The 25,238-nt window shown below is 67.4% G+C and carries 21 protein-coding genes; 12 read left to right on the top strand and 9 right to left on the bottom strand.

What is annotated here, in order from left to right:
• The first annotated feature begins 69 nt into the window (after positions 1–69).
• Positions 70–306, top strand: a complete 237-nt coding sequence (locus FJV41_RS26165; RefSeq protein ID WP_141645281.1) for a DUF6289 family protein — start codon at positions 70–72, stop codon at positions 304–306.
• Between the two features lie 79 nt (positions 307–385).
• On the opposite strand, the gene FJV41_RS26160 is transcribed toward FJV41_RS26165, so the two are convergent.
• Entirely contained in the window at positions 386–1,642 is a 1,257-nt protein-coding gene (locus FJV41_RS26160) for a hypothetical protein (protein WP_141645280.1), read from the bottom strand.
• Between the two features lie 381 nt (positions 1,643–2,023).
• Between FJV41_RS26160 and FJV41_RS26155 the strand changes: the two genes are divergently transcribed.
• The gene (locus FJV41_RS26155; protein ID WP_141645279.1) at positions 2,024–2,566 is read left to right on the top strand and encodes a hypothetical protein; all 543 of its coding nucleotides are present in this window, start codon (positions 2,024–2,026) and stop codon (positions 2,564–2,566) included.
• Here the strand turns inward: FJV41_RS26155 and FJV41_RS26150 are convergent.
• The 3 genes from FJV41_RS26150 to FJV41_RS26140 form a co-directional block, all read right to left on the bottom strand.
• Positions 2,553–4,310 carry an LVIVD repeat-containing protein gene (locus FJV41_RS26150; protein ID WP_246137416.1) on the bottom strand — a complete coding sequence of 586 codons (1,758 nt, stop codon included), beginning with the start codon at positions 4,308–4,310 and terminating at the stop codon, positions 2,553–2,555. The genes FJV41_RS26155 and FJV41_RS26150 overlap by 14 nt on opposite strands.
• A gap of 276 nt (positions 4,311–4,586) precedes the next feature.
• Complete coding sequence (locus FJV41_RS26145; RefSeq protein WP_181790946.1) at positions 4,587–6,935, bottom strand: DUF3857 domain-containing protein; 2,349 nt, start codon at positions 6,933–6,935, stop codon at positions 4,587–4,589.
• Positions 6,936–7,060: 125 nt separating this feature from the next.
• Complete coding sequence (locus FJV41_RS26140) at positions 7,061–9,259, bottom strand: RCC1 domain-containing protein (RefSeq protein ID WP_141645277.1); 2,199 nt, start codon at positions 9,257–9,259, stop codon at positions 7,061–7,063.
• A gap of 542 nt (positions 9,260–9,801) precedes the next feature.
• On the opposite strand from FJV41_RS26140, the gene FJV41_RS26135 reads away from it, so the two are divergent.
• The 3 genes from FJV41_RS26135 to FJV41_RS26125 all read left to right on the top strand — a co-directional run bounded on the left by FJV41_RS26135 (position 9,802) and on the right by FJV41_RS26125 (position 12,017).
• The gene (locus FJV41_RS26135) at positions 9,802–11,031 is read left to right on the top strand and encodes a lipase family protein (protein WP_141645276.1); all 1,230 of its coding nucleotides are present in this window, start codon (positions 9,802–9,804) and stop codon (positions 11,029–11,031) included.
• 192 nt (positions 11,032–11,223) lie between these two features.
• Positions 11,224–11,439, top strand: coding sequence for a YgaP family membrane protein (locus tag FJV41_RS26130; protein ID WP_141645275.1), 216 nt, complete (start codon positions 11,224–11,226; stop codon positions 11,437–11,439).
• Positions 11,439–12,017 carry an RNA polymerase sigma factor gene (locus FJV41_RS26125; protein WP_141645274.1) on the top strand — a complete coding sequence of 193 codons (579 nt, stop codon included), beginning with the start codon at positions 11,439–11,441 and terminating at the stop codon, positions 12,015–12,017. The genes FJV41_RS26130 and FJV41_RS26125 overlap by 1 nt, the downstream gene beginning before the upstream one ends.
• A 162-nt stretch (positions 12,018–12,179) precedes the next feature.
• Here FJV41_RS26125 and FJV41_RS26120 read toward each other — a convergent pair whose 3' ends face one another.
• Complete coding sequence (locus FJV41_RS26120; RefSeq protein WP_141645273.1) at positions 12,180–14,006, bottom strand: lectin-like protein; 1,827 nt, start codon at positions 14,004–14,006, stop codon at positions 12,180–12,182.
• A gap of 184 nt (positions 14,007–14,190) precedes the next feature.
• Between FJV41_RS26120 and FJV41_RS26115 the strand changes: the two genes are divergently transcribed.
• Positions 14,191–14,403: a hypothetical protein gene (locus tag FJV41_RS26115; protein ID WP_141645272.1), complete on the top strand. Its 213-nt coding sequence runs from the start codon at positions 14,191–14,193 to the stop codon at positions 14,401–14,403.
• A gap of 77 nt (positions 14,404–14,480) precedes the next feature.
• On the opposite strand, the gene FJV41_RS26110 is transcribed toward FJV41_RS26115, so the two are convergent.
• Positions 14,481–15,230: an SDR family oxidoreductase gene (locus FJV41_RS26110; protein ID WP_141645271.1), complete on the bottom strand. Its 750-nt coding sequence runs from the start codon at positions 15,228–15,230 to the stop codon at positions 14,481–14,483.
• A gap of 52 nt (positions 15,231–15,282) precedes the next feature.
• Between FJV41_RS26110 and FJV41_RS26105 the strand changes: the two genes are divergently transcribed.
• From FJV41_RS26105 to FJV41_RS26080, 6 genes are all read left to right on the top strand, one after another.
• Positions 15,283–16,290: a GlxA family transcriptional regulator gene (locus tag FJV41_RS26105; protein WP_141645270.1), complete on the top strand. Its 1,008-nt coding sequence runs from the start codon at positions 15,283–15,285 to the stop codon at positions 16,288–16,290.
• 34 nt (positions 16,291–16,324) lie between these two features.
• Positions 16,325–17,515, top strand: coding sequence for a hypothetical protein (locus FJV41_RS26100; RefSeq protein ID WP_141645269.1), 1,191 nt, complete (start codon positions 16,325–16,327; stop codon positions 17,513–17,515).
• Between the two features lie 74 nt (positions 17,516–17,589).
• Positions 17,590–18,855, top strand: coding sequence for a hypothetical protein (locus tag FJV41_RS26095; protein ID WP_141645268.1), 1,266 nt, complete (start codon positions 17,590–17,592; stop codon positions 18,853–18,855).
• A 190-nt stretch (positions 18,856–19,045) separates the two neighbouring features.
• Complete coding sequence (locus FJV41_RS26090; protein ID WP_141645267.1) at positions 19,046–19,591, top strand: DUF3060 domain-containing protein; 546 nt, start codon at positions 19,046–19,048, stop codon at positions 19,589–19,591.
• A 247-nt stretch (positions 19,592–19,838) separates the two neighbouring features.
• On the top strand, positions 19,839–20,231 hold the full coding sequence (locus tag FJV41_RS26085; RefSeq protein WP_141645266.1) for a hypothetical protein: 393 nt from the start codon (positions 19,839–19,841) through the stop codon (positions 20,229–20,231).
• A gap of 345 nt (positions 20,232–20,576) precedes the next feature.
• On the top strand, positions 20,577–21,746 hold the full coding sequence (locus FJV41_RS26080; protein ID WP_438616752.1) for a hypothetical protein: 1,170 nt from the start codon (positions 20,577–20,579) through the stop codon (positions 21,744–21,746).
• Between the two features lie 90 nt (positions 21,747–21,836).
• Here the strand turns inward: FJV41_RS26080 and FJV41_RS26075 are convergent, their stop codons facing one another.
• The 3 genes from FJV41_RS26075 to FJV41_RS26065 form a co-directional block, all read right to left on the bottom strand.
• On the bottom strand, positions 21,837–23,051 hold the full coding sequence (locus tag FJV41_RS26075; RefSeq protein WP_141645264.1) for a methyltransferase: 1,215 nt from the start codon (positions 23,049–23,051) through the stop codon (positions 21,837–21,839).
• A 144-nt stretch (positions 23,052–23,195) separates the two neighbouring features.
• Positions 23,196–23,567 (bottom strand): hypothetical protein, encoded by a 372-nt coding sequence (locus FJV41_RS26070; RefSeq protein ID WP_141645263.1) that lies wholly within the window; start codon positions 23,565–23,567, stop codon positions 23,196–23,198.
• A 216-nt stretch (positions 23,568–23,783) separates the two neighbouring features.
• The coding region (locus FJV41_RS26065) for an esterase/lipase family protein (RefSeq protein ID WP_220137888.1) at positions 23,784–25,238 on the bottom strand (1,455 nt) is incomplete at its 5' end.

The raw sequence follows: 25,238 nt of genomic DNA, 5'->3' as shown, positions 1-25,238 counted from the left end.
GCCCTCTTGCCATTGCAATCCAAGGCAACCTAGGTTCGAGGGCGCGGTTCTTCCCCTTGGAGGCATTCAATGAAAAGGCTGCTCTTGGGCGTTGTGCTTGCGGTTCCCGCATTTGTGGGCCTCGGAACGTCCACCTATGCCCCGAAGGCCGAGGCGGCTCCAGCCCAGAGCTGTGAGTGGGACTACTTCTCGGATGACACCTATTCGGAGATGGTGGGCAACGAGACCCAGACATGCAGCGGGCGGAGGTACCTCTCGGGCGTCCGGACGTCGTACTCCCGGCTGGTGTTCTGCTTTCCCTGTTGAGGGAACTGGCCGGCCCTGTTCTGGGAGGAAGAGGAGTGTGCCCTCCTCCTCCCAGGTTGTTTCCCGGGGTGTGCGGCGCTCAGCAGCCCACGCCGCCCTGGCAGTACGGGACGACACCCAGCTCGGCCTGCACGCCGCCCAGGGGCGAGAAGCCGAAGTTCCACGGGCTGGCGCCCGCGCCCCACATCAGGCCCGTCAGCGTCACCCCGTTGCCGTTGAGGAAGAACACGGGGGAGCCACTGTCACCGCCGGCGCCGTTCTGCGTGGCGCTGGTCGCGATGTAGTTGCAGTAGAACGTGTGTGGCGTACCGCCCGAGTTCACCGTGGCGCACGCCCACTGGATGGTGCCGCTGGTGGTGCCCGTGGTGCGGCCCGTCTTGAACACCGTCTGTCCCTGGGAGGGGTACAGCACCTTCCCCGTCACTTCCGGCCAGGCGGAGATGTTCAGGTCGAACGCGCCCGGCGTCTGCACGACGTAGGTGGCGATGGCCGCTTCCCCGCGGAAGAAGGCGCTGTCACTCGAGCGGCAGATGCGCCCCGCCGGGCAGCTTCCACCGCTGGCGTAGCCGGGGTCCGTCGTCTCCGTCCCCACCAGCCACGGCGCCACCGCCTGGTACGCGGGCGTTGACTCCACCCCACCCTGGACCTGGGTGCAGTGCGAGTTGCTCACGAAGCCCAGCGTTCCGCCCTGGAGCGCGGGGAAGCCGAGCGTGCAGTACTTGCCCGGCGTCTCTATCTGCAGTCCGCCCCCCACCGGTGTCCATCCGCTCTGCACGTTGGTGGGGTTGATGGGCCCCCACTCGACGATGTCCACCGCGTCCCGAGCCACCGCCAGGCGCGCGATGGCCCGCTCGACGATGGCCCGCGCCTCGGCCTTCTCGACGCCAATGGCCACCCGGTTCGACTTCTCGTCCACATCCGTGAAGACGGTGCCCGGCAGCGCGAGGACGTCCGGTGTGAGTCGCTCCTGCAGGGCCTTGAGCTGGGAGAACGTCCGCGTTGCGGGCTGTGTGACGACGCCCGCCTGGGGAATCCTCTCCGCGCCGAACACGGAGGCGATGGCCCGGCGCGCGGCCGGCGCCGCGGTGGCATTCACCAGGCGCACCACGAGCCGCCCCTTCTCATCGTGATACATGCCGCCGAAGCCCGGCACCTCACGCTCCACCTCGAGCAGCGCGTCATCCAGCGTCCGGGGACGCGCGGCGCCACTGGCGGGCTCCGCGAGCACTCCCACGGGGCCTTGCGCGGGCCCACCGGCCCACGCTGCTTCACTCCAGCCTCCCAGACACAGCGAGGCACTCCCCACCACGACACGAAGAATCGCTTGCTGGCGCATGACGTTCGCCCCCCACGACATCGAGTGATTCCCGGCCAGTCACGGCGGACACATGCCGGGCCCTGCGGACCGGCACTCCATCACTTCATGCGGAGGACTTGAAGTCGTATTGCAGCTTTTTCTGGAATTTCTGGGTGAAGTCGCCAGGTCGTCATCCAAGGCCAGGCGCGTGCATCCGGCAGCTGCGTGGAGAGGCCGAACGCTCGCGTGAAGCTCATCGTGAAGCGAGACAGGTTCACCGACGCTGGACTCCAAGCAGGACATCCTCGGTGAGCGAGTTCGCACCCTGGGATTCCATGAGACGCCGCTCCGGGCGGTCATCGCGGACAACCTGCCCTGAGTCGTGGGCTGACCTCGCGCACCGGGTGTTAGCGTGCCGGCATGCCCACGCGCCTTCACTTCTCGCGGCTCGGCCTTGTGACTGCAATGAGCGTGGGCTGCGGCTCTCAGGAATATGCCCGCCCTCCTGTCGACGCCGCCGTCGGACACATCACGGTTGTCCGTCCCGCTGAGCGCTTGACCCTCGCTCCTGGCGTGCCGGTGTCCATCGAGTGGGTGTCGACCGTCGCGGGGGCGGCCACGGTGGACCTGCTCGCCGACGCGGATGGCGATCCGGAGACGACTTCGGATCAGATTCCGCTCGTGCTCGGCACCGCGGCAGCCACGGCGCTGACGGTATTCGACTGGCGGACCGCCGACGTGCCGTTCGGCCGGTATCGCGTGCTCGCGCGCATGCATGACCGGATGGGGACGCACGTCAGCATGGCGCCCGGCGTCGTGGAGATCGTCGAGCCGCTCCCCAAGGTGGAGAACCTCGAGGAAGGCGAACGGCTAGTGAAGGGGGATGCGTGCATCCCCAGGCGCCGATCTCACCTGGGGATGCTTCATTCCTACGAAGCGCCGAGGAAGCTCATAGCTCGTTGAAGATCATGAGCCCTCGGGAGGATTCGGCGGTGTAGACGTAGCCGTCGCCCGGGACGCGCACGCCGAAGAGGCCCTCGAAGAGGCTGTCACCCCGGAGCGGGTCCGTCTCGCGGAAGACGTGGTGGTGTGCCACCTGGCGAAGCTGGGTGGGGTTTGAGACATCCAGCACGCGCAAGCCCTCCTGGTACCACGCGACGTAGAGCAGGTTGCCGCGCAGGATGAGGTTGTGCATGGAGGTGACACGTCGCATCTTGAAGGTGCCAATCTTCACGATGTTCGCCGGGTCGGTGACGTCGAGCGCGCGCACGTGAGAGGCATTGAACTCACCGCCCTCGAAGGCGATGGTCTTCCCCCCGAAGGTGCCTACCGCGTTGTGGTGGGAGAAGCCATTGGGAATGATGTAGCGGCCCACCTCGCGGATGTCGTCGAGGTTGGCGAGGTCGAAGAGGGCATAGCCGTCGCTGGAGTCGCTGATGTACAGGCGCCCCTCGTAGACGAAGGAGTCGTGGGGACCCCCTGGGATGACGGTGCGCAGCACCGGGTCAAGTGGGTGGGTGAGGTCGTAGATGAAGGTGCCAGAGATGGGGACCATGGCGTAGAGGAAGTTGCCGTCGACGAGCACCGTGTGCGCGCCTCCGTCTCCGCCCGTGGACAGGCTGCGCACGAAGAGGGGCTCGGCGGGCTGGGAGATGTCATAGACGACGACGCCCGAGTCATTGCTCGCGACGTAGAGCGCGTTGTCCTTGGCCCACACGCCATTCCAGAAGTTGTCCCCAGGCAGGCTGATGGAGGCGGTGCGCACGGGGTTGCGCGGGTTGCTCACGTCGAAAACGGTGAGTCCACCCAATTGGTCCTGGTGGGGCATGGAGACGACGTAGGCGTGCCCCTTGGTGACGTAGATGTCCACGGCCAGGCCCGTGGAGACGCGGTGCTCGGACAACAGCGCGAGCCCGCCCGAGGACTCGGGCTCGGCCTCCTGTTTGACGACGCGGTGGGCCTCGAACGTGCCGCCCTGGGTGAACTGGCCTCGGCGGCAAGATGCGAAGCAGCCAGTGAGGATGTTGGGGGCCTTCGCCTCGCAGCCCGTCAGGTTCATGACGAGGCCGGTTCGCGGCAGTTGGCCCTGCAGGACAAAGCGGTCTCCCTCCATGTCGAGCTTGAGAATGGGCTGGTCATACAGAGTGCTGGTGCCGCCGTCGTCGCGAAGCAGGAACCCCGTCGAGGAAGGGACGATGCGGGTGCCGCCATCCGGCAGCGCGCGCTCTCCCCGGAGCTCGACCTGGTAGATGCCCTCCTGGACCAGCGCGCCGAGCGACTGCGTCTCACACTGGGACAGGTCGAAAAGGTCGGCGCGGTCCAACTCGTTGCAGATGGTGGGCGAGACGTTCCGGGGGTCGAACTTGCAGTCGGCCAGGATGCCCTTGTCCTCGACGTCCCCATGCTCCTCGAGCGGTACGTAGGTGCCATCCCAGACATAGGGACCGGCATCCACGCCCGCATCCGGTCCCGCGTCCGGGTTCTCATTGGGGCCCGCGTCCGGTCCCGCGTCGGGGCCTTCATTGGGGCCGGCGTCCGGGCCCGCATCGGGGTCCTCATGGGGGCCCGCATCCGGCCCTGCATCGCTGCCCGCGTCCCGGCCCGCGTCCGGGGTGGATGGGGAGGGTGGGTCCTTGTCGCAACCCGCCAGCGGCGAGAGACACAAGGTCGAAAGAATGAGCCCTAGGGTGCGAAGGGAGCGTGTCAAGAAGGGACCTCGGAGGTAGGGGGGACTCCACGTGGTGTGTGGAGTGTGCCTGCCAACGGGGGGCTCGGGTCGTCGTACTTCCGGGGCGTGCGGGTCCTTGCTCCACGAGGGGAACTCAGGACCGGTGGTCGTCCAATCCCGGGTTTCCGGACACCCTGGTCGCCGATTTGCATCGCAACCGTCCCCCCCTCCGGTGCACGGACTCACGGAGCCTGGCGGGCACGGCGCCCTGTCCCGGAAGGCCACCCGCGCAGGTGCCCTTCGGCCCGTAGGGATTCAGGCCGCGCGCTCCTCGCGCACCGTGAAGTAGGCATGGCGTCCGCGGCCACAGCCGGAGCATGTCCACTTCGCCAGGACGAGGTGCTGCTCTCCGAGGACGACCTCCTCCAGCTTCGGTGCCCCGGCACCGGCCACGCCGCACGCGCAGCGCACTCCGGACAGCCGCGCGTGCAGCTCGCCCACGGTGGCGAGCGAAATGGCCTGAGCGGGGCTGTCCCCTTCGACGGAGGCGAATTTGCGCGAGAACGCCCGCTTGCGCCGCCGCGCCTGCATGTCCCGGAGGAACGCGCGCGGCCCATCACCCATGAACATGAGGAGCCCGCCCAGCGCGAGGCCCCCCAGCCCCATGGCCACGCCGAACCAGGTGAATCCGGAAGTGCCACGGCCTCCGTTGCCGTGAGTCGTGCCGAGCGTCACCTGATAGCCGGTGTGGGTTTCCATCCGCTTCAGGGCCTCCAGGTGCGCCATGGACTGGGCGGGCTCCACCGCGTCCGCGAGGCTGTGGTAGCGGTACTCGAGGAAGAGCACGTTGTCGCTGTCCTCCGTCCAGAACCGGTAGTCGAGTGCGCTGGCGGGTCCCTGGACGGTGTCCCGTTGGTGCCTGATGCGCATGGGATGGAGCGACTCGAAGCGGATGCGTTGCAGCACATTCACCGGGTGCATGATGGCCAGGGGCATGGTGCGCTGGCCGATGCGCGGTCGGGTGAGGTAGCGGGTGATGGTGGATGCGGTGAATTCGCGCTGCTGCTCCAACCAGAAGGACTCGATGACGTAGCGCTCCACCAGGGTGATGACGTTGCGCTCCGGGTCGTCCTGCACGGAGAGCGGCGCGGTGGCGCGAATCGTCGGGTCATCGCGCGCATGGAAGTTGAGGTACTCACGCTCCACGTCCTTCAGTGACGCGGTAGAGAGGTTTCGGCGCATTTGATTGGCACTCGGACCCTTCCAGTGCGTCGTCACGGTGAGGGTCACGGGTTGGCCGTCGGCGCTCTCCGTGTAGGACTCCTCCCGTTCCATCACGGGCTCCAGCCTGAGCGGCTCCGGAATCTCCACCAGTCCCGTGGTGGCCTCGTCAATCGGCAGGGCGCGGCGGAACGGCGGCGGCTCGAAGGACTCCAACGGACCGCGCTCGTGTGAGGCCGTGGGGTCCAGCCAATAGTCACGCCCCTCCAGGCGCGCCTGGACGATGACGTGGTCGAACACGACGGGAGACGGATGCATCGACTCCACCTTCTGCTTCCAGGCGGAGTGGACGAGCGCCGGCCGGGCCTCGATGCCGAGCGCTCGCAGCAGCGTGACGAGCAGCAGCGTCTTGTCCTTGCAGTCACCAAAGCGCCGCGCGAGCACTTCCTCCGGAGCATGGGGGCGGTGCGAGTTGGGGCCCAGCTCCATCCCCAGGTAGCGCACCTCGTCCTGCACGAAGCGCAGCGCCCCGAGCAGGCGCGCGGAGGGGGAGGCGTGCGCCGCGCGCAGTCGCTTCACCTCTTCCTGGAGCGTCGGGGGCAACCGCGCGGGCGCCTGGTAGAGGGGCACGGCCCAGCGCGCCACCGCGGCCCAGCTATCGAACTCGCTGAGCTGCAGCCAGGGCCAGGGCTGGTACCAGGAGGGAAGCGAGTCATCGATGCTGAGCGCCGGCACGTCGTGCTGCTCCCAGACGTACTCACGCACACCGCCCGCCTCCTTCACGGAGGGGGACACGTCCGTGCCGTGTTGCTTCACATGCAGCCCGCGCGCGGAGGGCCATAGCAACCGGTAGCGCCAGTGGCCCAGGGGCGTGCCGTAGCGCGTTTCCACGGAGGCGAGGAAGCGGCCATCGAAGACAGGGTTGTCGCCCTCGACGGTGAAGTCGTACTCGATGACGTCACCCACGCGCACGTCGCGCACGAAGATGAGCGCGGAGAGGGTGCCGTTGTAGAGCCGCTGCTCCAGCTCGCGCTCCTGCTGGATGACCTTCACGGCCTGGGGCTCCAGCACATCCTTTCGTTGCCCGCCGCGGTGCAGCCAGACGCCGTGCAGGGTGAGACGCTCGAAGGATGGGTCGAACGTCACGTTGATTTCGGCGGCTTCCTCGATGCCGCCCTCGGTGAGGACGCGTCGCGCGTAGTGGGCATAACGCTCCACCCGCGGGCGCTCCGCGCGCACCTGGATATCGGCGAGCGCGTAGTGAACGCCCCCGGTTTCGCCCAGGGGCCGCGAGTCCCGCGTCTCCAGCGCGACCGGGCGCACCCAGGCCGCGGGAGGTTGGACCCGGAAGGAGCGCTCTGCGTCCTTGGGGGCCGCGCTGGAGGGAAGGGTGAGGCCGAGCAGCAGGGCGGTGAGGGGCGCGAGGAGATGAACGGAGCGCATGCGAGGAGGGCGAGAATGGAGGCATGCCCCATGGGCTCGCAAGGACTCCGGGCGGGAGTCGAGCCATGCGCCGACGGGCGGGCCCGGAGCCATGCTCGCTCCGGGCCCGCGGTGGCCCCAGGGGGTTACAGCAGGGAGATGCTGGGAGTGGTTCCGTCGGAGGGGGCGCCATGGCCCAACTGGCCATCGGAGTTGTGGCCCCAGGCCCACACGGTGCCGTCATCACGAACGGCCAGCATGTGGTCGCCTCCCGCGGCGGCCGTGACGACCGCGCCGCCCAGCCCCTGCACCTGCCCCGGCGCGAGCGGATTGGACGTGGTGCCATTGCCCAATTGCCCTGATTCGTTGGTGCCGCCGGCCCACAAGGCGCCGGTGGCGCTCAAGGCCAGCGAGGTGTCCCCACCACCGGCCAGCTCCACCAGGCCCGTCATCGCCACCTGCGCCGGTCGGGTGCTGCTGTACCAGCCATTGGCGAGCAGCAGCGTGCCCTGCCCACCGTCGCCCCAGGCCCACCCGGTGCCATCGAAGCGCACCGCCAGCGAGTGCTCACTGCCTCCCGACACGCTCACGACCCCGGTCAGTCCCTGCACCCGCACGGGCGTGAAGCGACGGCTCTTGGATCCATCCCCCAACTGGCCTCGGTAGTTGTCGCCCCAGGACCAGAGGGTGCCGTCGGAGCGCACCGCCAGCGAGTGTACGCCACCCGCCGCCACCTTCACGACGTCACTGAGTCCCGACGCCTGCACCGGCGTGGCGCTCTCGTAACCGGCACCGGGATTCCCCAACTGCCCGACGGAGTTGTTACCCCAGGCCCACACGGTGCCGTCAGAGCGCAGCGCCAGGGTGTGGCCCCCTCCCGCGGCGATGGACACGACTCCGCTCAGCCCCTGCACCTGCACCGGCACGGCGCCGCCGTTGCCCCACTCCCACACGGTGCCGTCGAAGAGCAACGCCAGCGAGTGGTCGCCAGCCGCGGCGACAGCCATGACGCCGCCGAGCCCCGGCACCTGCACGGGCGCGGCCCGGCGCGTCGTCGTCCCATCCCCGAGCTGGCCGGCGTAGTTGGCGCCCCAGGCCCACACGGTGCCGTCGTACCGCAGCGCCAGGGAGTGGGCCGGGGCCGCCGCCACGGAGGATGTCTCACTCATCCCCTGCACCGCCACTGGCAGGAACTGACTCGCGGGCGTCCCATCGCCACGCTGCCCCATGTCGTTGTTGCCCCAGGTCCACACGGAGCCATCGGAGCGCAGGGCCATGGCGTGGTCCCGCCCCGCGGCGACGGCGGTGACCCCGGTCAGCCCTGGCACCACCGCGGGCGTGGTGCGGCCAATCTTGGTGGCGTCGCCCAGTTGACCGCTCTCGGCGTTGTAGCCCCAGGCCCATACGGTGCCATCGGAGCGCGCCACCAGGGAGAACAGGTAGCCCGCGGCCACGTCCACGGCTCCGGTCACCCCCTGCACCTGCACGGGCGTGGAGAGCGGCCACGGGGTCATGGGGAGGTTCGCGTCGCCCCAGGCCCACACGGTGCCGTCGGACTTCACCGCCAGCGCGTAATCCTCGCTCGCGGCGACAGCCGTGATTCCGGTCAGCCCCTGCACCTGCACCGGCGTGGAGGAGGAGGTGGTGGTGCCATTGCCCAGTTGGCCATCGCTGTTGCTGCCCCAGGCCCACAGGGTGCCGTCGAAGCGCAGGGCCAGGGACACATCGCGGCCCGCGACCACGGCCACGGCCCCGGTCAGCCCCTGCACCTGGACGGGCGTGGAGGAGGTGGTGGTGGTGCCATTGCCCAGTTGGCCAGAGCCGTTGCTGCCCCAGGCCCGCACGGTGCCATCCGCCATCACCGCCAGGGAGTGATACGCGCCCGCGGCCACCGCCGTCGCCCCCGTCACCCCCTGCACCTGCACGGGCACAGGGCTGGATGTCGTGGAGCTATTTCCCAACTGACCGCTGCCATTGTGGCCCCAGGCCCACACGGTGCCGCCAGAGCGGAGCGCCAGCGAGTGAATCGAGCCCGCGGCGACCGCCGTCGCCCCTGTCAGTCCCTGCACCTGTAGGGGCACGGCGCTGTTCGTGGTGGAGCCATTGCCCGACTGCCCGTATTCGTTCGAGCCCGCCGCCCACACGGTCCCGTTCGGTCGCACTGACAGGGAGTGCTCCGCTCCCGCGGCCATGCGGGCGCGTGGCTTCGTGCGCGTGATGGGCGAGCCCACCGATGCTTCCTCGACGGAATCCCCCGTCGGGGGTTGGCCACAGCCCACCGCGAACCACAGTCCGAGGCAGACTCCCAGCCATCGGCTCATCCGCTGACCTTCGCTCCGTTGCATGTATCGCTCCTGATGTAATTGCCTGTCCGGCTGCACTGGCATTGCTCTGTTTGTCATGGTGAAACATCGGGTCTGCCGCGAGGACGGCACCCGCCGCACCCGCATCGGGCGCGTCGGACCCTCCGCGGTCATCCACCGCGCGCTCCCTGGGGGACACGAGCGCGCGGCCCCTGACGTGCCCGGGCTTCGGTTTATTCTCGACCTCGTACAAAAAAGCGGAACAGGGATGCCGGTGACTCGCGGTGCGCGGAGCGGGGCGGGATGTGCGGGGTGAACCGGTTCCAGGGCCGGCCCCGGGGTCGTCGTCCTCGAGGTTGGGGTGGCTTCGTGTCCCTCCGGCTCGCGGCCATCGGGCCATCGAGTCGCCGCTGACGCGTCAAGCACCCTCCTGACGTGTCAGGACCCCTGTTGACGCGTCAACCGCCTGGTGTGAGTCCTGAGATGCGTGTGATTGCCTTGGGGAACCGCGGCAGGGCGTGCTGGCATGCCTTCTGCTTGGGTTTCCGGGCGGATCATCACCACACAAAGGGAGGCTCATTCGTATGAGTATCGTTCAGCCAATCTATACCGGCGGAAGCTACAATATCATCCAGACGGTATACAAGCTTTCGAGGTTCTCAGGTCTGGGCGACAGCCTGGAAGACACGGCCTCCAACATCGCGCAGCAGCTTGGGCCGATCATCGATGCTGCGTTGACGAGCAATAGTCAACAACTGGGGGTGTGGACGCGAGTGTGGGGACCTTGCGTCTATCAAACCGACACGGACTGCAGCGGCAAGGGCAGGGTGTCCAAGGTGGCCGACAATGTCATGTACGCGGTCCACAATGCGCAATCGGACTGCTATGTCGTGGCGATCGCTGGCACCAACGGGAACAGCGATACCTCGCACAATTGGTACGACACGGACTGTCTGGACAATAGCGTCACGAACACGGTGGCCTTCCCGGTGGGAATCACCCCGACGAACAGCACCAGTCCCAGTCAATTCAACGTGGGGAACGTTTCGCAGGGGGCGGCACGGGGGACCACGAATCTGCTGAACATGCTGGATTCGAAGACGAATCAATCGCTTCAGACCTTCCTGGGGGAGAAGGCGTCCTATCAGTCGACGCTGATCTTCGCTGGGCACAGTCTGGGTGGCTCGCTCTGCCCGACCTTGGCCCGCTGGCTCTATCAGAGCATCTTCGATGTGAAGCGGTGGGCCGCGCTCTATGTGCTGCCGACGGCCGCTCCCTCGACCGGAGATCAAGGATTCGTCAGCGCCTTTACTGCGCTCTTTCCTCCGACGGCGATCTCCGGCATCGCGAATTATGGCTACTGGAACCAGGTCATCTGGAACCAGTATGACGTGGTGCCGCACGGCTGGACCAACCTGATGAACGTCCAGCCGTACAATGTGCAGAACGACGTGGTGTGGGATTACGTCGAGAACAAGTCGTGCCAGACGCTCTACGGCCCGCTCAGCGGCTTCCTGGGCCTCGATGCCAACCTCGTTTATGGCGCGATCAACCAGAAGTACCAATTGCTGCCGAGCCCGAATCCCTACGTCAGACTGCCTTCGCAGAAGTTCACGCCGTCGCCGCTGCCGCCCCATCCGGGTGACTTCAATGATTTCCTGACGACGGTGGGGGAGCAGCACCTCAACGCCTATGACTCCTTCTTCGGGGTGTCACCCAACGTGGCGAAATTGAAGGTCAGCCTGATGCCCTCGGTGCCCGGCGACGCAGCCGCGACGGAGGAGCGTTCCGCACCAGTGCGAAGCACCGCCTGATTCACGGCTTCCCGTGGGGCGGAAGTGTCCGGGAGCCCCCCAGCACGGAGGAGCCGCGCCACCGGTGTCCGCGGGGGCGCGTGTTGGCTCCCGTGGACTCGCCGCGAATCTGGCACGCGGGGCGGCGAAAAAATCCGGGGCCCTGAATCCTTTCTGGCGCGACGTGACTTCTCCTGGTGAATGGAGGGCGTCATGAAGCGAAATGTCGGGAAGGTGGAGCGGCTGTTCAGGGCCCTGGGCGGGTTGATGCTGGTCACGTGTGCGGTCCTGGCGCCGCTGCCGCTGGCCATCCGGGTCGCGACCTTCGGAGTGCTTGGGGCGTATCTGCTCTTCTCGGCCCTGGCGGGGAGCTGCCTCGGCTATGCCCTGATGGGCCGTTCGACGTGCCCCCTGGAGCCGGGGCGCTGATGGGCGCGGGGCACGGAGGGTTGCTTGCCGCGGCGGCCCGGGGTGATGACGAGGCCCTCGCCGCGCTGGTGCGCACCTACCACGACCGGGTGTACCGGTTCGGCCTGCGCGTGTGCCGGGACGGCTACGACGCGGACGATGCGGTGCAGGAGGCCTTCACGAAGCTCGCGAAGCGCCCCGAGGTGCAGCGGGACGCCAGCGTCCTCTCGTGGTTGATGAGCGTGGTGCGCAACACGTGCCTGCGCATGCTCCGTCCCTTCGTCCGCGAGCGGCAGTCCCTGGGCGAGCAACTGGGGGAGGACGCCGGCCTTGTGTCCGACGCGCTCGACCCGCAGAAGGCCCTGGAGCGCTGGGAGCTCATCCAGTCCGTCCATGCGGCCATCGCGGGCCTGGCACCGGCCTATCGCGAGGTGCTCATCATGCGAGACCTCGAGGGACTCTCTGGTGAAGAGGTCTGTAGGGCCCTGGGGCTTGAGCTGGCCGCCATGAAGACGCGGCTGCACCGTGCGCGGACCCAACTGCGCGAGGCGCTGCTGCGCCAGGGTGAATGGGGTGAGCACGGGAAGCACCTGAACTGAAGTTCGCGAGCAGGTGCCTTTCGCGGGCACCGGGTGTGTGGCGCCATCGGGCTTCATCGAGTGGGTGCGGGGACTGGATGGGGCCGGGCCGCTGCGCGGGAGCGCGACGCTCAACGAGGTCGCGCTCCCGGACAGCGGGCTATTGCAGGTTGGTGCCCGAGGTCAGTTCACGCCCCAGGAGGACCAGGTTCCCTCGTGACCGAGGTCGGCGTAGTTGAGCCAGACCTGCTGCCCCGCGGCGGTGTTCATGAGGGCGGTGTTCTCCGCCTCATTCCTTGGGGCCTTGAACTCGTAGCCCGTGGGGCACGTCCCTCCGGAGGTCGACGGGTCCCATGCTCCGGGGAAGGAGCTGAGCGCCCAGAGATTGCTCGGGCAGCCCGATGTGGTGCAGGCCGTGTTGGCCTTCCGGCAAGCGCGCTTGTGCGTCGTCCCGCAGGTCTGGTCCCACCAGGTGCCGTCAGCGATCATGGCGGCGCAGTGCTCGTTGCCATTGAAGTTGTTCGGCTCGGTGCTGTCCCAAGCCGTATATGCGCCGGGTGCCCAGCGACCTCCGCTCACGTTGTTGGAGCGATTGAGCCAGACGCGCTCGCCGCCGGCGACCGCGAACAATTCGGCATTTTCAGTCGGGTTTTCGGGGGCCGAAAAAGTATATCCAACCGGGCAGTTCTGCCACCACCAGCTCCCGACTGGGGAGAGGACCCACTTCGCGGGGCAGGCGCCGGAGGCACACGCCTCCAGTCGCTCACAAGCATGGCGTCGGATATCCGAGCATGGCGTGTCGTTCCAGGTTCCAGTGGGCGTCATCTCCACGCAGTGCTCGTTGCCGCCCGAGTTGTTGGGTTCGCCGGTGCTCCAGTTGTTGTACCCGTCAATGACCCAGGTCCCTTCCTGGTAGCGGTCCGTGAAGTTGATCCACACGCTGTTCTGCGTGCCAGAGATGACGTTGGCGAGCTTCTTCGCCTCCCATCCATTGACCGGCGGAAGGAAGGAATAGCCCGCGGGACAGGCCGTGAAGCCGCCCCACCAGCTCCCGCTCGTGCTCGTCACGTGCCAGAAGGTGGAGTCGTATGGGCTGTTGGGGCCGTACTCGGTCGAGCTCGTCTTCCTGCAGGCATACTTCCGGGTGACGTCACAGGCGAGGTCGTTCCAACGTCCCGTGCCCGCCATGAGTTCCGCGCAGTGCTCGGTGCCGCCGGTGTTGTTGGGCTCGCCTTCGGAGAAGGACCAGATGGCGGGACCCATCGTGCTGTTGTAGTAGTTGTAGCCGTTCTCCGCCTCGCGGTCCGGGTCCGCCTCGACGTGATCCAGTGTGACGCTGAAACCACACGCTACCGCTCCAGCGACGTCGAGCTCGTTCCATGCGAGAGCGGGCTGGGGCAGCTCGAAGTGGTCCGTGATCTTGAGCTCGGAGAACTCCGTCCAATCGAGGCCCAGGGCGGAGGCGTTGCCCTCATATGAGCAGGCGTAGTACCCCGTGAACTTGCCGTTGTTGGGCCAGCCGGGTTTGTCTACTTCCGACTCCGAGAAGACAAGCTGACTGACCTGCTGGCCCCCCGCGGAGATGGAGGTGTAGTGGGAGCTGTGCTTGACGGAGACGATGACCCGCTTGCCCATGGCGACGAGCTGGCGCGGCGTGGGCCACTGGGAGGGGAAGAAGGCCTGCTTGAGCGCGGGGCCGAAGATGAGGTCGCCCGTCAGCGGCTTCGAGGTGTCCGGATAGTCCTTGTCGATGTACTGGACGAACTCGTTGAAGAACAGCGTTCGGGAGTGATCGCTGCCAAAGGTGTCTTCAATCCAGATGAGCAGCACTTCATTCTGGGTCTCGGGGTCCGTCAGCCATCTGCCGACGTGTTTGAGGACGTCGTCGACCGTGGTGGAGAACAGCTCGCCCTCGTGGTGGAAGCAGGGGATGCCCTCCTCGTTGGGGTCGTTCGAACAGGCCCGTGCAGTGTCAGAACCGCTCCAGGCGTCGATGGCCAGGTTCCTCACGCCCGATACTTGATGAAAATCGTCGACTCCCGAAAAAGGGGGGCGGACCCTAAGGGTTTCCCCCACGGGAAGTCAAACCGGCTCTTCCGTGGCTTGTCCGCGCATCCCAATGATGCTGGGCGAGTGCTGTCGGCCGACGAGCCTGATACACACGGTCCATCCTTGAATGGAGGGCGTCTGGGCGATGAATGCTGACGAGGCGACTGATGCGGCGCGGCGTTTTGTCGCGCGAGAGGTGAGGGCGGTATTGCGGCTGGCTTCAGGAGCGCGGAAGCACCCGAGGATGGCCGATGAATGGGTCGTCTTGTTTGACCGGAGTGGTGAGGATGGCTCCGTTTTCGATGGGCCGTTGATGGTGCTGGTCAATGACAAGACAGGGGTTGCCCGATTTCTTTGAATGCAGTGTGGTGTTGGCCGCCCAAACCCTGTCGCCTGGGAGGATGGGGCTGGAGCGACGGAGGCCCAACGCGCGGACTATGTCGCGGAACGGCGGAGCCACTCCTCGAACCGCGTCGGCCCGACACGAACTCCGTCGCCCGGCGTGAGCGACTGGTCGTCCAGCTCCACGCCAAAGTAGGGCGCGTGAGCATCGGCGATGACCTTGCGCCCGTCCTGCTTCGCGGTCATGAAGCGTTGGACCACGTCGACGAGTCGCACACGCTCCGGCCCGGCCACTTCGACGATGCCATTGACCGGCGCGCCCAGCGCCGCTTCGGCCACCGCGTCCGCCACGTCGTCCGACGAGATGGGCTGTATGAGCGCCGTGGAAACGCGCACCGTCTCGCCTTCCGTTCCCGCCTTGGCGATGCCGCCCATGAACTCGAAGAACTGCGTCGAGCGCACCAGGGTGTACGGAATCCTGCCAGCCGTGATGAGCTTTTCCTGCGCCATCTTGCCGCGGAAGTAGCCGCTGCCCAGAAGCCGCTCGGTGCCGACCACCGACAGCGCGACGTGGTGCTTCACGCCAGCCTTCTCTTCCGCCGCGAGGAGATTGCGCCCCGAGGTCTCGAAGAACTCCAGCACGGCCTTGTCCTCGAACGACGGCGAGTTCGCCACATCGACGACCACCCGCGCGCCCGCGAGCGCCTCCTCCAGGCCTTCACCCGTGAGGGCGTTGATGCCCGAGCTGGGCGCGGCCGCCACCACCTCGTGGCCCTGCCCGCGAAGCCTCGTCACCACCTTCGTTCCGATGAGGCCGGTGCCACCGATGACCACGATCTTCATGTTTGCCTCTCCGTTGACGACGAGAATGTAGGCATGAAAGGGTCTGGCAGCCATGACAGATACCCCGGAATTTCTGCCAGTTTCGGGCGGGCAGCGCACCGTGCTCTTCGTCGCCTTTCCCGACATGGGGTTGCTGGACCTGACGGGGCCCCAGACAGTGTTCTGGGCCGCCTCAAAGGCCCTGGCGGAGTGCGGCTTGCCGGGGTACCTCCGCCACACGGCGAGCCTTGACGGTGGGCTGGTGCAGTCGGCGGAAGGCGTCGCGTTGCAGACGGTGCCGCTCGCCGCGTTCGCGAGAGTCCCTGTCGACACTGTTGTCGTTCCTGGCTCGCCCAACATCGAGCAGGTGCTGGCCCGCTCCGAGCCGCTGATTGAATGGCTTCGGCTGAAGGCGGCAGCGACCCGCCGCACCGCATCGGTCTGCAGCGGCACCTTCCTGCTGGCCCAGGCCGGGCTCCTTCAGGACAAGCGCGCGGCGACACACTGGGCCATGTGCGACCTGCTGCGCGAGCGCTTCCCTTCAATCAAGATCGACCACGACGCGCTCTTCGTCCGTGAAGGCCCTGTGTGGACCTCGGCCGGCGTCAGTGCGGGAATCGACCTGGCCCTCGCGCTGGTGGAGGCGGACCATGGACATGACCTGGCCATGAAGGTGGCAAGGGAGTTGGTCGTCTTCCTGAAGCGGCCGGGTGGGCAGTCGCAGTTCAGTGAGCTGCTGAAGTCGCAGACGAAGGACGGCGCCGCCTTCGATGAGCTGCACCTGTGGATCTCCGACAACCTGGGCAGCGACAACCTCACCGTCGAAGCGTTGGCCGAAAGAGCCCGCATGAGCCCGCGCAACTTCGCGCGTGTCTACAAGCAGAAGACCGGCCGCACTCCGGCGAAGGCCATCGAGGTCCTGCGGCTGGAGGCCGCCCGGCGGATGCTGGAGGATTCGAAGCGCAACGTCGACCAGATCGCCCGCGTGTGCGGCTTCGGGAACGAGGAAAGGATGCGGGTGACCTTCCAGCGCAATCTTTCCATCTCGCCAAGCGACTACCGGAAGCGGTTTGCGACGTGAAGTCTTCATGCTGTAACGGCGACGGGAGGGTCTGGTGAAACGAATGGGGACCGTCGTGTTGGGACTCGTGCTCGCGAGCGTGTCGCTGGCGGCGTCTCCGCGCTCAGAGAATCCGGAAGGCTTCGTCCTCGAGCCCTTCCAACCCTGCGCGCCTTCCGGAGCCGACTACCTGGCCTTCACCCCGGGTGGGCGACACATGCTGCTCGAAGAACCGGAGGATGCTGGAACGAGGCGCATCTGGGCCGTCGAGCCGGGCACCCGGACTCCCCCGGTACTCCTGACGGGCGCCGCGGTCTCCAACGAGCATCTCGCCTGCGGCGGTGATGCGTTGAGCACCTGTGTCGGCTGCCGGGGCCTGACTCCGGATGGCGGGAGCGCTCGGACCCTCGGCGTCGCGTGCCGATGGTACCGGGGTGACGGAGGCTCGGACGAGGTCCGGTTCCAGGGTGACTGGGCCCAGGGACTGGAGGGACCGTACTCCTTCGAGGTCCATCCGGAGTGGCACTCGGTCGCGTTGCGGAGCTCCGACAATGCAATCCGTGTCATCGAGCGTGACGGAGGAGTGTCCCCATCTCTTCGGATACCCGAGCTGCGGTGGGTGACGCCCATGGGCTGGGAGAAACAAGGAGCGCGCTACCTGCTTCGATTCGGGGTCTCCACGCTCCCTGGCGTGCAGTATTTCGCCGGTGACTACAATCCACCCGCCGAGAGGGAGCTCCTCAGCGCGCTGTGGGATCCGAGCACCGGTGTGGTGGGCGCGACGCAGGTGTGGCCGGACGATGGCGAGAGTCGCTCCTTTTCACCCAGCCGTCGGCATGCCCTGGACCTCGACCCGAGGGATGGGCGGGCGCCGGTGCTCGAGGAGGTGTCCTCCGGGGCCATCCGTCGGCCGAAGTTGCCCGAGCGCGTGCGGGATGCGGTCCTGGGGGCATCTGGAGGCATTCCTGCCTCCTGGGCGGGTGGTTCGCGGTGGCTCGGCGAGAGCTGGCTGGCCCTGAGCCTCGACCCGCTCGTCATCCTCGATACCCGGACGCTGAAGCTCTTCTATCCGATGGCCCTGCGGACGCCCGTGACGCTCGAATCCTTCAGTCCGGACCTGCGCTGGGCGGTGGGTCGCGCGCCGGACGGAAGCTGCCAGCTCGCGAGCCTCCGACCGACGAACGGAGCGCAGGTCCCCAGACGTCCCTACCCGGCATCGTGGTGGCCCGAGGCGACCGCGGAGTAGCGGAGGAATGGCTCAATCCCACTCAGGTGCCGTGCCCCGTGTCACCGTGATGGCGCCGGGGCTATCCTCCCGGCATGTCCCACGTCGACTACGTGAAGATTCGTGGCTGCGAGGCCTCGGAAGAGGTGCGGCCAACACTCCTGAGGCGCGGCATCACCGCGGGCCCGGACCTTCACGAGAAGCAGAAGGTGGAGCAGGTGTTGCTGGCCGCCCTGGATGACTTTCCGGAGGCGCTCATCTGCGTGGTGTTCCAGGACACGTTCCTGGAGTTCGAGCACGGCGTGTTCCTGGCCTCCGATGACGGGCTCGACGAGGCGGAGGTCTGCTGGTCCTTGAAGGAGGATGAGCGGGTCGGGTTCTCGGTGCCTGAAGGGGAGGAGGCCCAGGTTCCGCTCTCCGTCGGCGCGGACAGCCTGCTCGACCTCTTCGACGGCACGACGAAGGATGCTTCCGCCGAGGAGCACCTGCTGCGCCTGCCCGAGCGCTTCTTCGAGCTCCCGAAGGCACTGCGGATGCTTGCGCATATCGCCGCGGTGCTCGAACCCGACCGGTTCCAGGTCCTCGTGGATATCGCCGGGCACTACTACGTGGCCACGCTGGAGCGGAAGAAAGGGGTCGTCCTGGCGCCGCTCTACCCCTGGGTGGAGGACGACGAGGTGCGGAAGCTCATGCGCTCGGCGGTGGGCACTCCGGCGCCGGGGACCTTCGAGCCCTGTCCGAAGAAGGAGCGGGCTCGGGGCGGCTCGAAGCGGGACCCCCAGCAGCCCTTTACGACGGGCTCACTGAAGGCGCGCATGGACAGCGTCCAGGACGCCCCCGTCATGGTCCGCGCCGCGTATGGCAGCAAGACCTTCGTGGAGACTCCCGAGGCCTTCGAGCAGTTCGTGGCCGCGCTGCGGGCCTCGGAGAATGGGGGACCCCGGTTCGCCCCGGTGCGGAGCGCGCTGTACCAGGTGCTCTTCAATCACTGGCCGGAGAAGACTCGGCCGCTGCTCTTCTCCGGGCTGGAAGCGGAGCAGGACGACGCGGTGCGAGGGCGGCTCTACGCCTGCCTGTCGAGGGTGGAGGACCCGGCCGCGTACCACGCCCTGGCGCGAGGCATGAAGGTGGAGCCGCCCGGGGTGCTCGAGCGGCTGTCCCAGGTCATCTGGCGGCAGACGGCCACGGTGGAGCTGCTGGTCCGTGAGTACCTCGTCCCTTCATGGCCGGAGGACCGCGCGCTGGCGGACCGCCTCGTGAAGGTGCTGCGTGACGAATACGTGGAGATTCCGCCCGCATGGGTGTCCGAGGCGCCCGAGGAGCTGCTGAAGGTGCTCGGCCCCGTCCTCGCGAAGGCCTAGGGACACGGGGCATCACGCCCGCCACTCCGGGTCGAGGTCCGCCAGGTTCGCCATGCCCCTCCGCTGCATGTGCCGAGATGAAGGCTCACTGCAATCCACTGGACTGTCGCGCGATATGTCGCGGGGATTTTGAATCTCCGCGACGCCGTTGCGTACATTGCGCATCCAGCCACTCAAGGGGTCCACCGCAATGCACAACCCATTCAAATCGAAGGCCTTCATCGTCATCGCATGTGTCCTGGGGTCCATGACGGCCCGTGCCCAGGATGAGGACGAGGCCGCGTCGGTCAAGGTCGGCAAGGACGGAAGCGTGAAGGTGAAGGCGCAGGGGAATACCGTCGAGACGCGCGGCGGAACGACACGGGTACGCTCGGGCGGAGGCGTCGACGTCCAGGTCGATGGCGCCATGGCGCATGACGATGACGACGAGGCTGACACGTCGTCGCGGCGCAGCGGCTCGCTCGAACTGGTGGACTCCGAGCGCACGGTGACGCACGACTGTGCCGACGGGGGCAAGGTGGAGATTGTTGGCTCCGACAACAAGGTCACCCTGACGGGGACCTGCGAGCTCGTCGAGGTGACGGGCAGCGACAATCAGGTCGTGGTCCACACCGCGCACCGCATCGAGACGACGGGCAGCGGCAACAAGGTCTCCTGGAAGCAGGGCGCGGAGAAGGGCAAGAAGCCGCGCGTCAGCAACACCGGAACCAACAACCGCATCGCCCAGGCGCGCTGAGCCGGGACATTGCGAGGAGGTGGGGCAGGCAGACCTTCGCCCCCCCTCCCGTTCCCACGGGGATGGCCCGAGGCCGCGCCTGCCTCCATTCAGGCGCGCGGGTGGCGTGGCCTTCGCCCGCCGGACAGGCCTGGCAATCGTCACATTTAATTGTGATTAATCCCGGTTAATCAGCACGACAAGCAGAGTGGCCTCTACCTGCCGCCGAAAGGGTCACGGCAGGGCTGACAATCCAAGAGGTCAATCCATGTTGAAGCAAGTCATGCGGCCGTTGTTCCTGGGGGCGATGTGGTTGGGCGCCGCTGCCTGTGGTGGAGCGCCGATGGACGAGGCGTCCGCCGAGACGGTGGAAGTGGGCGAGGTGGAGCAGAACGTGTGTCAGCCCGGGACGTACCAGGGCGCTTGTCGCGACTACGGCAGCGGTGGGTGGCTGGATTCGAGCTGTCCGAGCGGGACGCCGTACAAGTGGAGCTTCTGGAACTGCTCCCAGTACATGTATGGCTCCGGAGCGTCAGCCCAGTACTACCGCCAGTACTGCTTTGACCTGCAGCTCTACACCTGCCACAGCAGCATCAACACGCCTCCTGCCGGGAGCCCTCCGCCCGTCGGCCCCCCGCCGCCCTGCAGGCAGAACTGCTAGTCCGTGTCTGGCTAAGGCGGGGTCGCGCGAGGGATTCGCGCGGCCCACGCCGCGCGTGACGCCAATCATACGCGCAATCATGCCATGTGGGGAAAATAGGACAAAGTGGACAGATTGGTGAAGGCGCTCGCGACAAGTCCGCGCGTCTGCCGTTGAGTCCCGTGCATGGGTGGACCGACTCGTGGTCCGTCGGTCCACACGCGCCATTTCAGCCAGGACTGAAATGCCATTGCAGGCCTATCACCCATACAAGGACTCCAGGCGTGTCCGGTGGTGCCGCGCGGGCACACGCGTCTGGAGCGAACGGGAGGCATCATGGCGTCGCACGTTGGAGCGGCTTCGACTGTGAAGGGTTTGCGTTGGGGCGTGGTGTTGCTCGCGGGGCTGGTGGGCTGTGAGCCCACGGCGAAGAAGGAGCCCGCGACGCACCACGAAGAGGTGCGCTCCATCGAGGAGCAGTCCCGGAAGCTGTCTCCTCCCGCGGGCTGTGAGGAGATCACCATGGGGGAGCTGGCCAACGGCGTGGAGCTGACGCCCATCATGTATACCAATCAGCCCATGCTGCGCGGCAACTTCGGCAGCTTCGGGGACCCGGCCGCGCCAGACCTGGCGCGCATCCGCTTGGATGTGAATACGAAGCCGGGCCTGTACGACCTGTCCATGGGGGGTGGGAACACCTTCGCCTGTGACCAGTGCGTCCTGGGCTACAAGGACGCGGGGACGGCCGCGGAGAAGTACCTGGTCGCCAATTCGGGGACGATGCTGGTGGCGCTGAAGGTCTCGCCCGACCAGACCATCGGGGCGCTGGCCAACGTGGTGCTGCGCGAGGCGGTGAATGCCCCGCCGCTCAACGCGCCCTTCCGGGGCTCCGCCCTGGTGCCGGGCGGGGAGTGCAAGTGGCTGCGCTTCGCGACGTGGAACACCGTGCGCCAGGACGGGTGTGATCCCCGCCAGGGCTCGCTGACGGCGAACCTGCCGGACACCACCTGCGTGCCCACCAACTACGTGGGCTCGGATGGCACGCTGGAGCGCTCGCTGGGGACCAAGACGCAGGGCGAGGCGTGCACCACCACGCCGGCCGCGAGCGAGTACGAGCTGGCCTCGACGGACTGCGAGCAGGGCTACGCCTGCACGGACCTGCTCACGCAGAACGCCCAGTGCACGAAGACGTGTGACTTCATGGCCGACAATCCCGGTTGCCCGTCGGGCATGGTGTGCGGCGTCTACGGACTGTGCACCGAGCAGAGCGTGCTGGAGTCCTTCGGCTTCACGTTCGACACCGCGCCCATCGGGACGTCGTGCACCGCGGGGGTGACGTTCGCCGAGTACTGCGGCAGCGAGGGCGCGCGCGGCACGTGCCTGGACCTGGGCCGTACGGGCACCGCCACCTGCCTGCGCAACGAGCGCGCCCGTACCGACTGTGGTCCGGGCGAGGATCTGGGCTACCTGGGCTACGTCCACCCGGGCAACGGCTTCGACCGCACCTACGGCTTCTGCTACCACGACGGACTGTGAGCGGCTCGAGGTGAGCTTGTCCAGGCCCCCGAGGTGCCCCTTGTGGGAGGGTGGCCTGGACAGGCGTTTCCCACGGGGCCCGGCCCGTGCTCAAGCGCTCCGCAACGCGATGAGCGCGAGGTTGCGCGGAGACAGGCGCGGATCGAAGAGCTGGAGGAGTTCGACCTGGAAGCCCAGCTCCTCCAGGAGGATTGCGCGATCAAGCAGGAGCACGACTTCCAACGCCCTCGCGAAGCGGTCCCTCAGTAGATGGCAGAGCAAAAGCTCCCGTGTCTCGGCGCGAAAGGACACCTCGAAGGCATTCAGCTCGGCGTCCGTCATGCCGGGGTCGAGGCCCAGGCGCTCCATACGGTCGAGTGCGTAGACCGCGAAGGGTCCGTCATAGAGCGTTCGGGACGCGTCCCCGGCCCTCACGAAGCCGCGCTCGGGAAAGTGCCGCTTGGCTAGGAGGTCGAACGCGAAGCGCCACGCGTAGACCCGCTTCATCCGCGCGAACTCCACCTCTGTCTTGTGATGCCGTCCCCGCGTCGTCAGCGCCAGGGCGTGCGGGGTGAAGGGCAGCGGGTGCGCGCCCCCGAAGCCGGACACGGGGTAGTCCCGAGGGACCTCCAGCTTGTCGTAGCAGCAGCCGATGTTCAGGACGAAGCCCGCCCCCTGGCTCTTGCGGAGCTGCGTGAGGGCGAGCGGCCCGCAGGTGTGCAGACCGATAGAAGCCCGGTCCAGGCCGGAGAAGAGCGGATCGATCAGCGGTTGGAACCCGTCCTCGACGGAGGCCTGGATGAAGCACAGGGTGTCCCGGACCGGGGTATTGGTTCTCGTCAACCACCGCCGGCCCTTGTCCTGCAGCGCGGCGTCCCGGTCGATGCTGTGGAAGGTCCACCCGAACGTCCGCGCACAGAGGCGGGCGAGATGTCCCATGCCGCCGCCGATATCGACCGCATGGTGGATGAAGCGCGTTCTCGGCGCGAGCAGGGCGAGCACCCGCTCGAGTTCGTGGGTCTTCTTGGCGCTGAGTCCCTGCGTCTGCGCGACTGTCAGCGGATGAATGCCCTCGTGCCAGGGCAGCGCCGTCAGTTCCTGGAGTGCGCCGAGGAGCGCGCCCAGGGACGGAGGAGGGACGCCCACGAGCACCCCCTGGTCCAGCCGCCGCTCGCCCGCTTCATCGAGCGACCGGGCATAGGCAAGCCAGTCCTCGGGATAGGCGGCGCCGGACTCGGGCCAGCCCTGGAGGATGGAGCGGGACCAGAGTGGGGACCAGGGCCTGAGCAGGTGCGTGAGCGCCTCGAGTCGCGCCTGGAAGTCCATGGCGGCGCATCCTATGCGCCGCTGCTCCGCCCGTGGGTGATGACGAGGGCCCTCCCTCGGCAGCCGTGCTCGGCAACGCATGGGCGCACGCTCGCCCCCAGGCGTTGTTCCTCGTCGGAGGCGAGCGCGAAAGCCCGGCCGCCGTCAGTCGCCGCGGTAGGTGGTGTCGAGGATGCCGATGCCCGCGCCTTCCACGTACAGGGTGACCTGCGTGCCCTGGGTGGCGGCCTGGGTGGCGCGCTCGAACAGGCCCAGGCGCTCGGCCTCGCTGTACTGGTAGCCGGCGGACGAGGCGCCCGAGCCCAGATAGTAATAGCTGCCGACGAAGCTCCCCGTGCAGTTCGCCCCGGTGTTCACCTGCACGACCACGTAGCCCTGGCCGTAGACGACGTTGGGTTGCCGGGTGTACTTCGCCGCGCAGACGTAGCCATTCACGGTGATGGGGGCCGCCAGGGCCGTGCTGGAAAACCCGACCGACATCATCACCGCCGAAACAACGATGGACGCTCGCTTCATGGTGTTGTCCCCTTGTGCTGTGGATTGAGGCCTCCGCGCCCAGGTTGGGCGTGGGGCTCCGGAAAGCGTCTCTGCCTTTCCTCGCGAGATAACGTGCGAAGGGGGATTTCTTCCTCACCTCCTGTTCGCGTTCGAGCGCGGAAAGAGGGGGAACTGGAGCGCCCACGCAGGGGGAGGTGGATGGCGCGGCGCGCTCTTCATGTGTCCCAGGAGGGGTCAGAAGGTGACTTCTTCGATGACCTTTGTGTGGTCGCCTGGCAACCGGGGTGCCACCTGCCCGGCGAGCTCCTTGATGCGCGCCGCGGAGCAGCCGCCGCAGCCCAGGGCGTCCTTGAGCTTCTTCCCTCCCGGACCGGCCCGCAGGTTCTTGACGGCGTTCCACGCGTTGATGAGGCCGAACTTCCGGGTGCGCACGGTCTCCCCTCGGATCGCCTTGCAGATCAGCTCGAGGTCCGCGTCATCGAACTCGGTGAGGTCACGGGCTTTGTCATCATTCGGGTGGTTGGCATAGAACACCCTGCGTTGCCTGGAGAACGTGGGCCGGGTGTTCAGCGTCTGCATGAGCGCGCTGCCCGCGGTGAGGTCTCCCGGTCCGGGCACGCAGTCGGAGACAATCAGCGGAGCATCCGTAAACCCCTGGAAGACGGGGTCGATCAGGGTCATCCGGAGGTCGAGCTGACTCGGGCTGGGCGCCGGTTCGAGCACGAAGCCCTTGCGATGCCGGCCGCGCACCTTCTTCATGAACCCGCAGTTGGTGGGGACCTCCGTCGGCATCCATTCTTCGTCCGCGAGCGAGTGGTCCGCGCCCGTCGCGATGATTGCGCCGAGTGAATGCGCCACCACCTGCACGGTCGTCCCCGAGTGCGCTCCCCGCGCCTGAACGATGGCGTTGCGCAGGCAGTCCGCCGTCTCCATGGGGTGCCGGTTGTCCGGGTAGAAGAAGTCGTAGACCTGCGCATTGGACGGGAAGTTGTTGATGGCCGGGTCCATCACCTCGGGCCCGGCGCCGATGCCATGCACGGAGATGTAGGGCACCTTGTTCGGATCGATGGGCCCCCTGGGGCGCAGCTCGCACACGCCACAGCGCGCGCGCATCCGGGACCGCTCCGCGCCATTCGTCCGGTCACCCGCCGTGGTCGGCGTGGGATTCAGGACGGGGGTTGGAGCAGGCGCGGCCTGGGGTGCGAAGGAGGCTTGCACTGGCGGCCCCTCGGTCAGGGTGGCGCCCGCGTCGGTCCCTGCATCGGCGCCCGCGTCCACGACAGGCCCCGTCCCCGCATCCCGCCCTGCGTCCGAACCCGCGTCGGCGCCTCCGTCCGAACCCGCGTCTGAACCACCACCGCCACCGCCGTCCGAACCTGTGTTGGAACCCGCATCGGTGCCTGCGTCGTCGTCACAGGTGGCTGTCTCAGTGAACTCCTGCTCGGGAGGAGGACAGCCGGCGTCTCCGGCGTCACCCGCATCTCCAGCGTCCCCGGCGTCGGCGCCTCCGTCACACTCGTCGCAGACCTCGGGCTCCTCCTCGTCTTCGGTCAACATCCCTTCGCGCCACTGCTCCGTGCTTCCTGTGCCCTTGTCCTCCGAGAGGCAGGCCGACATGCCGACGGCAAGCACGAGCATCGCCAGGAAGAGCGCGCGGGCAGCGAGGGGACTGGCGGTCGGGGGTGGCGG

The sequence above is a fragment of the Myxococcus llanfairpwllgwyngyllgogerychwyrndrobwllllantysiliogogogochensis genome (assembly GCF_006636215.1).
GTDB lineage: Bacteria > Myxococcota > Myxococcia > Myxococcales > Myxococcaceae > Myxococcus > Myxococcus llanfairpwllgwyngyllgogerychwyrndrobwllllantysiliogogogochensis.
Note: the sequence above shows the minus strand (reverse complement) of the source record. Positions and strands in the feature narration are given on the sequence as shown.

What these genes read in the sequence shown, in the direction of transcription:
- FJV41_RS26165 (WP_141645281.1), top strand. Translation starts at nt 70, where the DNA reads ATGAAAAGGCTGCTCTTGGGCGTTGTGCTTGCGGTTCCCGCATTTGTG.
- FJV41_RS26160 (WP_141645280.1), bottom strand. Translation starts at nt 1,642, where the DNA reads ATGCGCCAGCAAGCGATTCTTCGTGTCGTGGTGGGGAGTGCCTCGCTG.
- FJV41_RS26155 (WP_141645279.1), top strand. Translation starts at nt 2,024, where the DNA reads ATGCCCACGCGCCTTCACTTCTCGCGGCTCGGCCTTGTGACTGCAATG.
- FJV41_RS26145 (WP_181790946.1), bottom strand. Translation starts at nt 6,935, where the DNA reads ATGCGCTCCGTTCATCTCCTCGCGCCCCTCACCGCCCTGCTGCTCGGC.
- FJV41_RS26140 (WP_141645277.1), bottom strand. Translation starts at nt 9,259, where the DNA reads ATGCAACGGAGCGAAGGTCAGCGGATGAGCCGATGGCTGGGAGTCTGC.
- FJV41_RS26135 (WP_141645276.1), top strand. Translation starts at nt 9,802, where the DNA reads ATGAGTATCGTTCAGCCAATCTATACCGGCGGAAGCTACAATATCATC.
- FJV41_RS26130 (WP_141645275.1), top strand. Translation starts at nt 11,224, where the DNA reads ATGAAGCGAAATGTCGGGAAGGTGGAGCGGCTGTTCAGGGCCCTGGGC.
- FJV41_RS26125 (WP_141645274.1), top strand. Translation starts at nt 11,439, where the DNA reads ATGGGCGCGGGGCACGGAGGGTTGCTTGCCGCGGCGGCCCGGGGTGAT.
- FJV41_RS26115 (WP_141645272.1), top strand. Translation starts at nt 14,191, where the DNA reads ATGAATGCTGACGAGGCGACTGATGCGGCGCGGCGTTTTGTCGCGCGA.
- FJV41_RS26110 (WP_141645271.1), bottom strand. Translation starts at nt 15,230, where the DNA reads ATGAAGATCGTGGTCATCGGTGGCACCGGCCTCATCGGAACGAAGGTG.
- FJV41_RS26105 (WP_141645270.1), top strand. Translation starts at nt 15,283, where the DNA reads ATGACAGATACCCCGGAATTTCTGCCAGTTTCGGGCGGGCAGCGCACC.
- FJV41_RS26095 (WP_141645268.1), top strand. Translation starts at nt 17,590, where the DNA reads ATGTCCCACGTCGACTACGTGAAGATTCGTGGCTGCGAGGCCTCGGAA.
- FJV41_RS26090 (WP_141645267.1), top strand. Translation starts at nt 19,046, where the DNA reads ATGCACAACCCATTCAAATCGAAGGCCTTCATCGTCATCGCATGTGTC.
- FJV41_RS26085 (WP_141645266.1), top strand. Translation starts at nt 19,839, where the DNA reads ATGTTGAAGCAAGTCATGCGGCCGTTGTTCCTGGGGGCGATGTGGTTG.
- FJV41_RS26075 (WP_141645264.1), bottom strand. Translation starts at nt 23,051, where the DNA reads ATGGACTTCCAGGCGCGACTCGAGGCGCTCACGCACCTGCTCAGGCCC.
- FJV41_RS26070 (WP_141645263.1), bottom strand. Translation starts at nt 23,567, where the DNA reads ATGAAGCGAGCGTCCATCGTTGTTTCGGCGGTGATGATGTCGGTCGGG.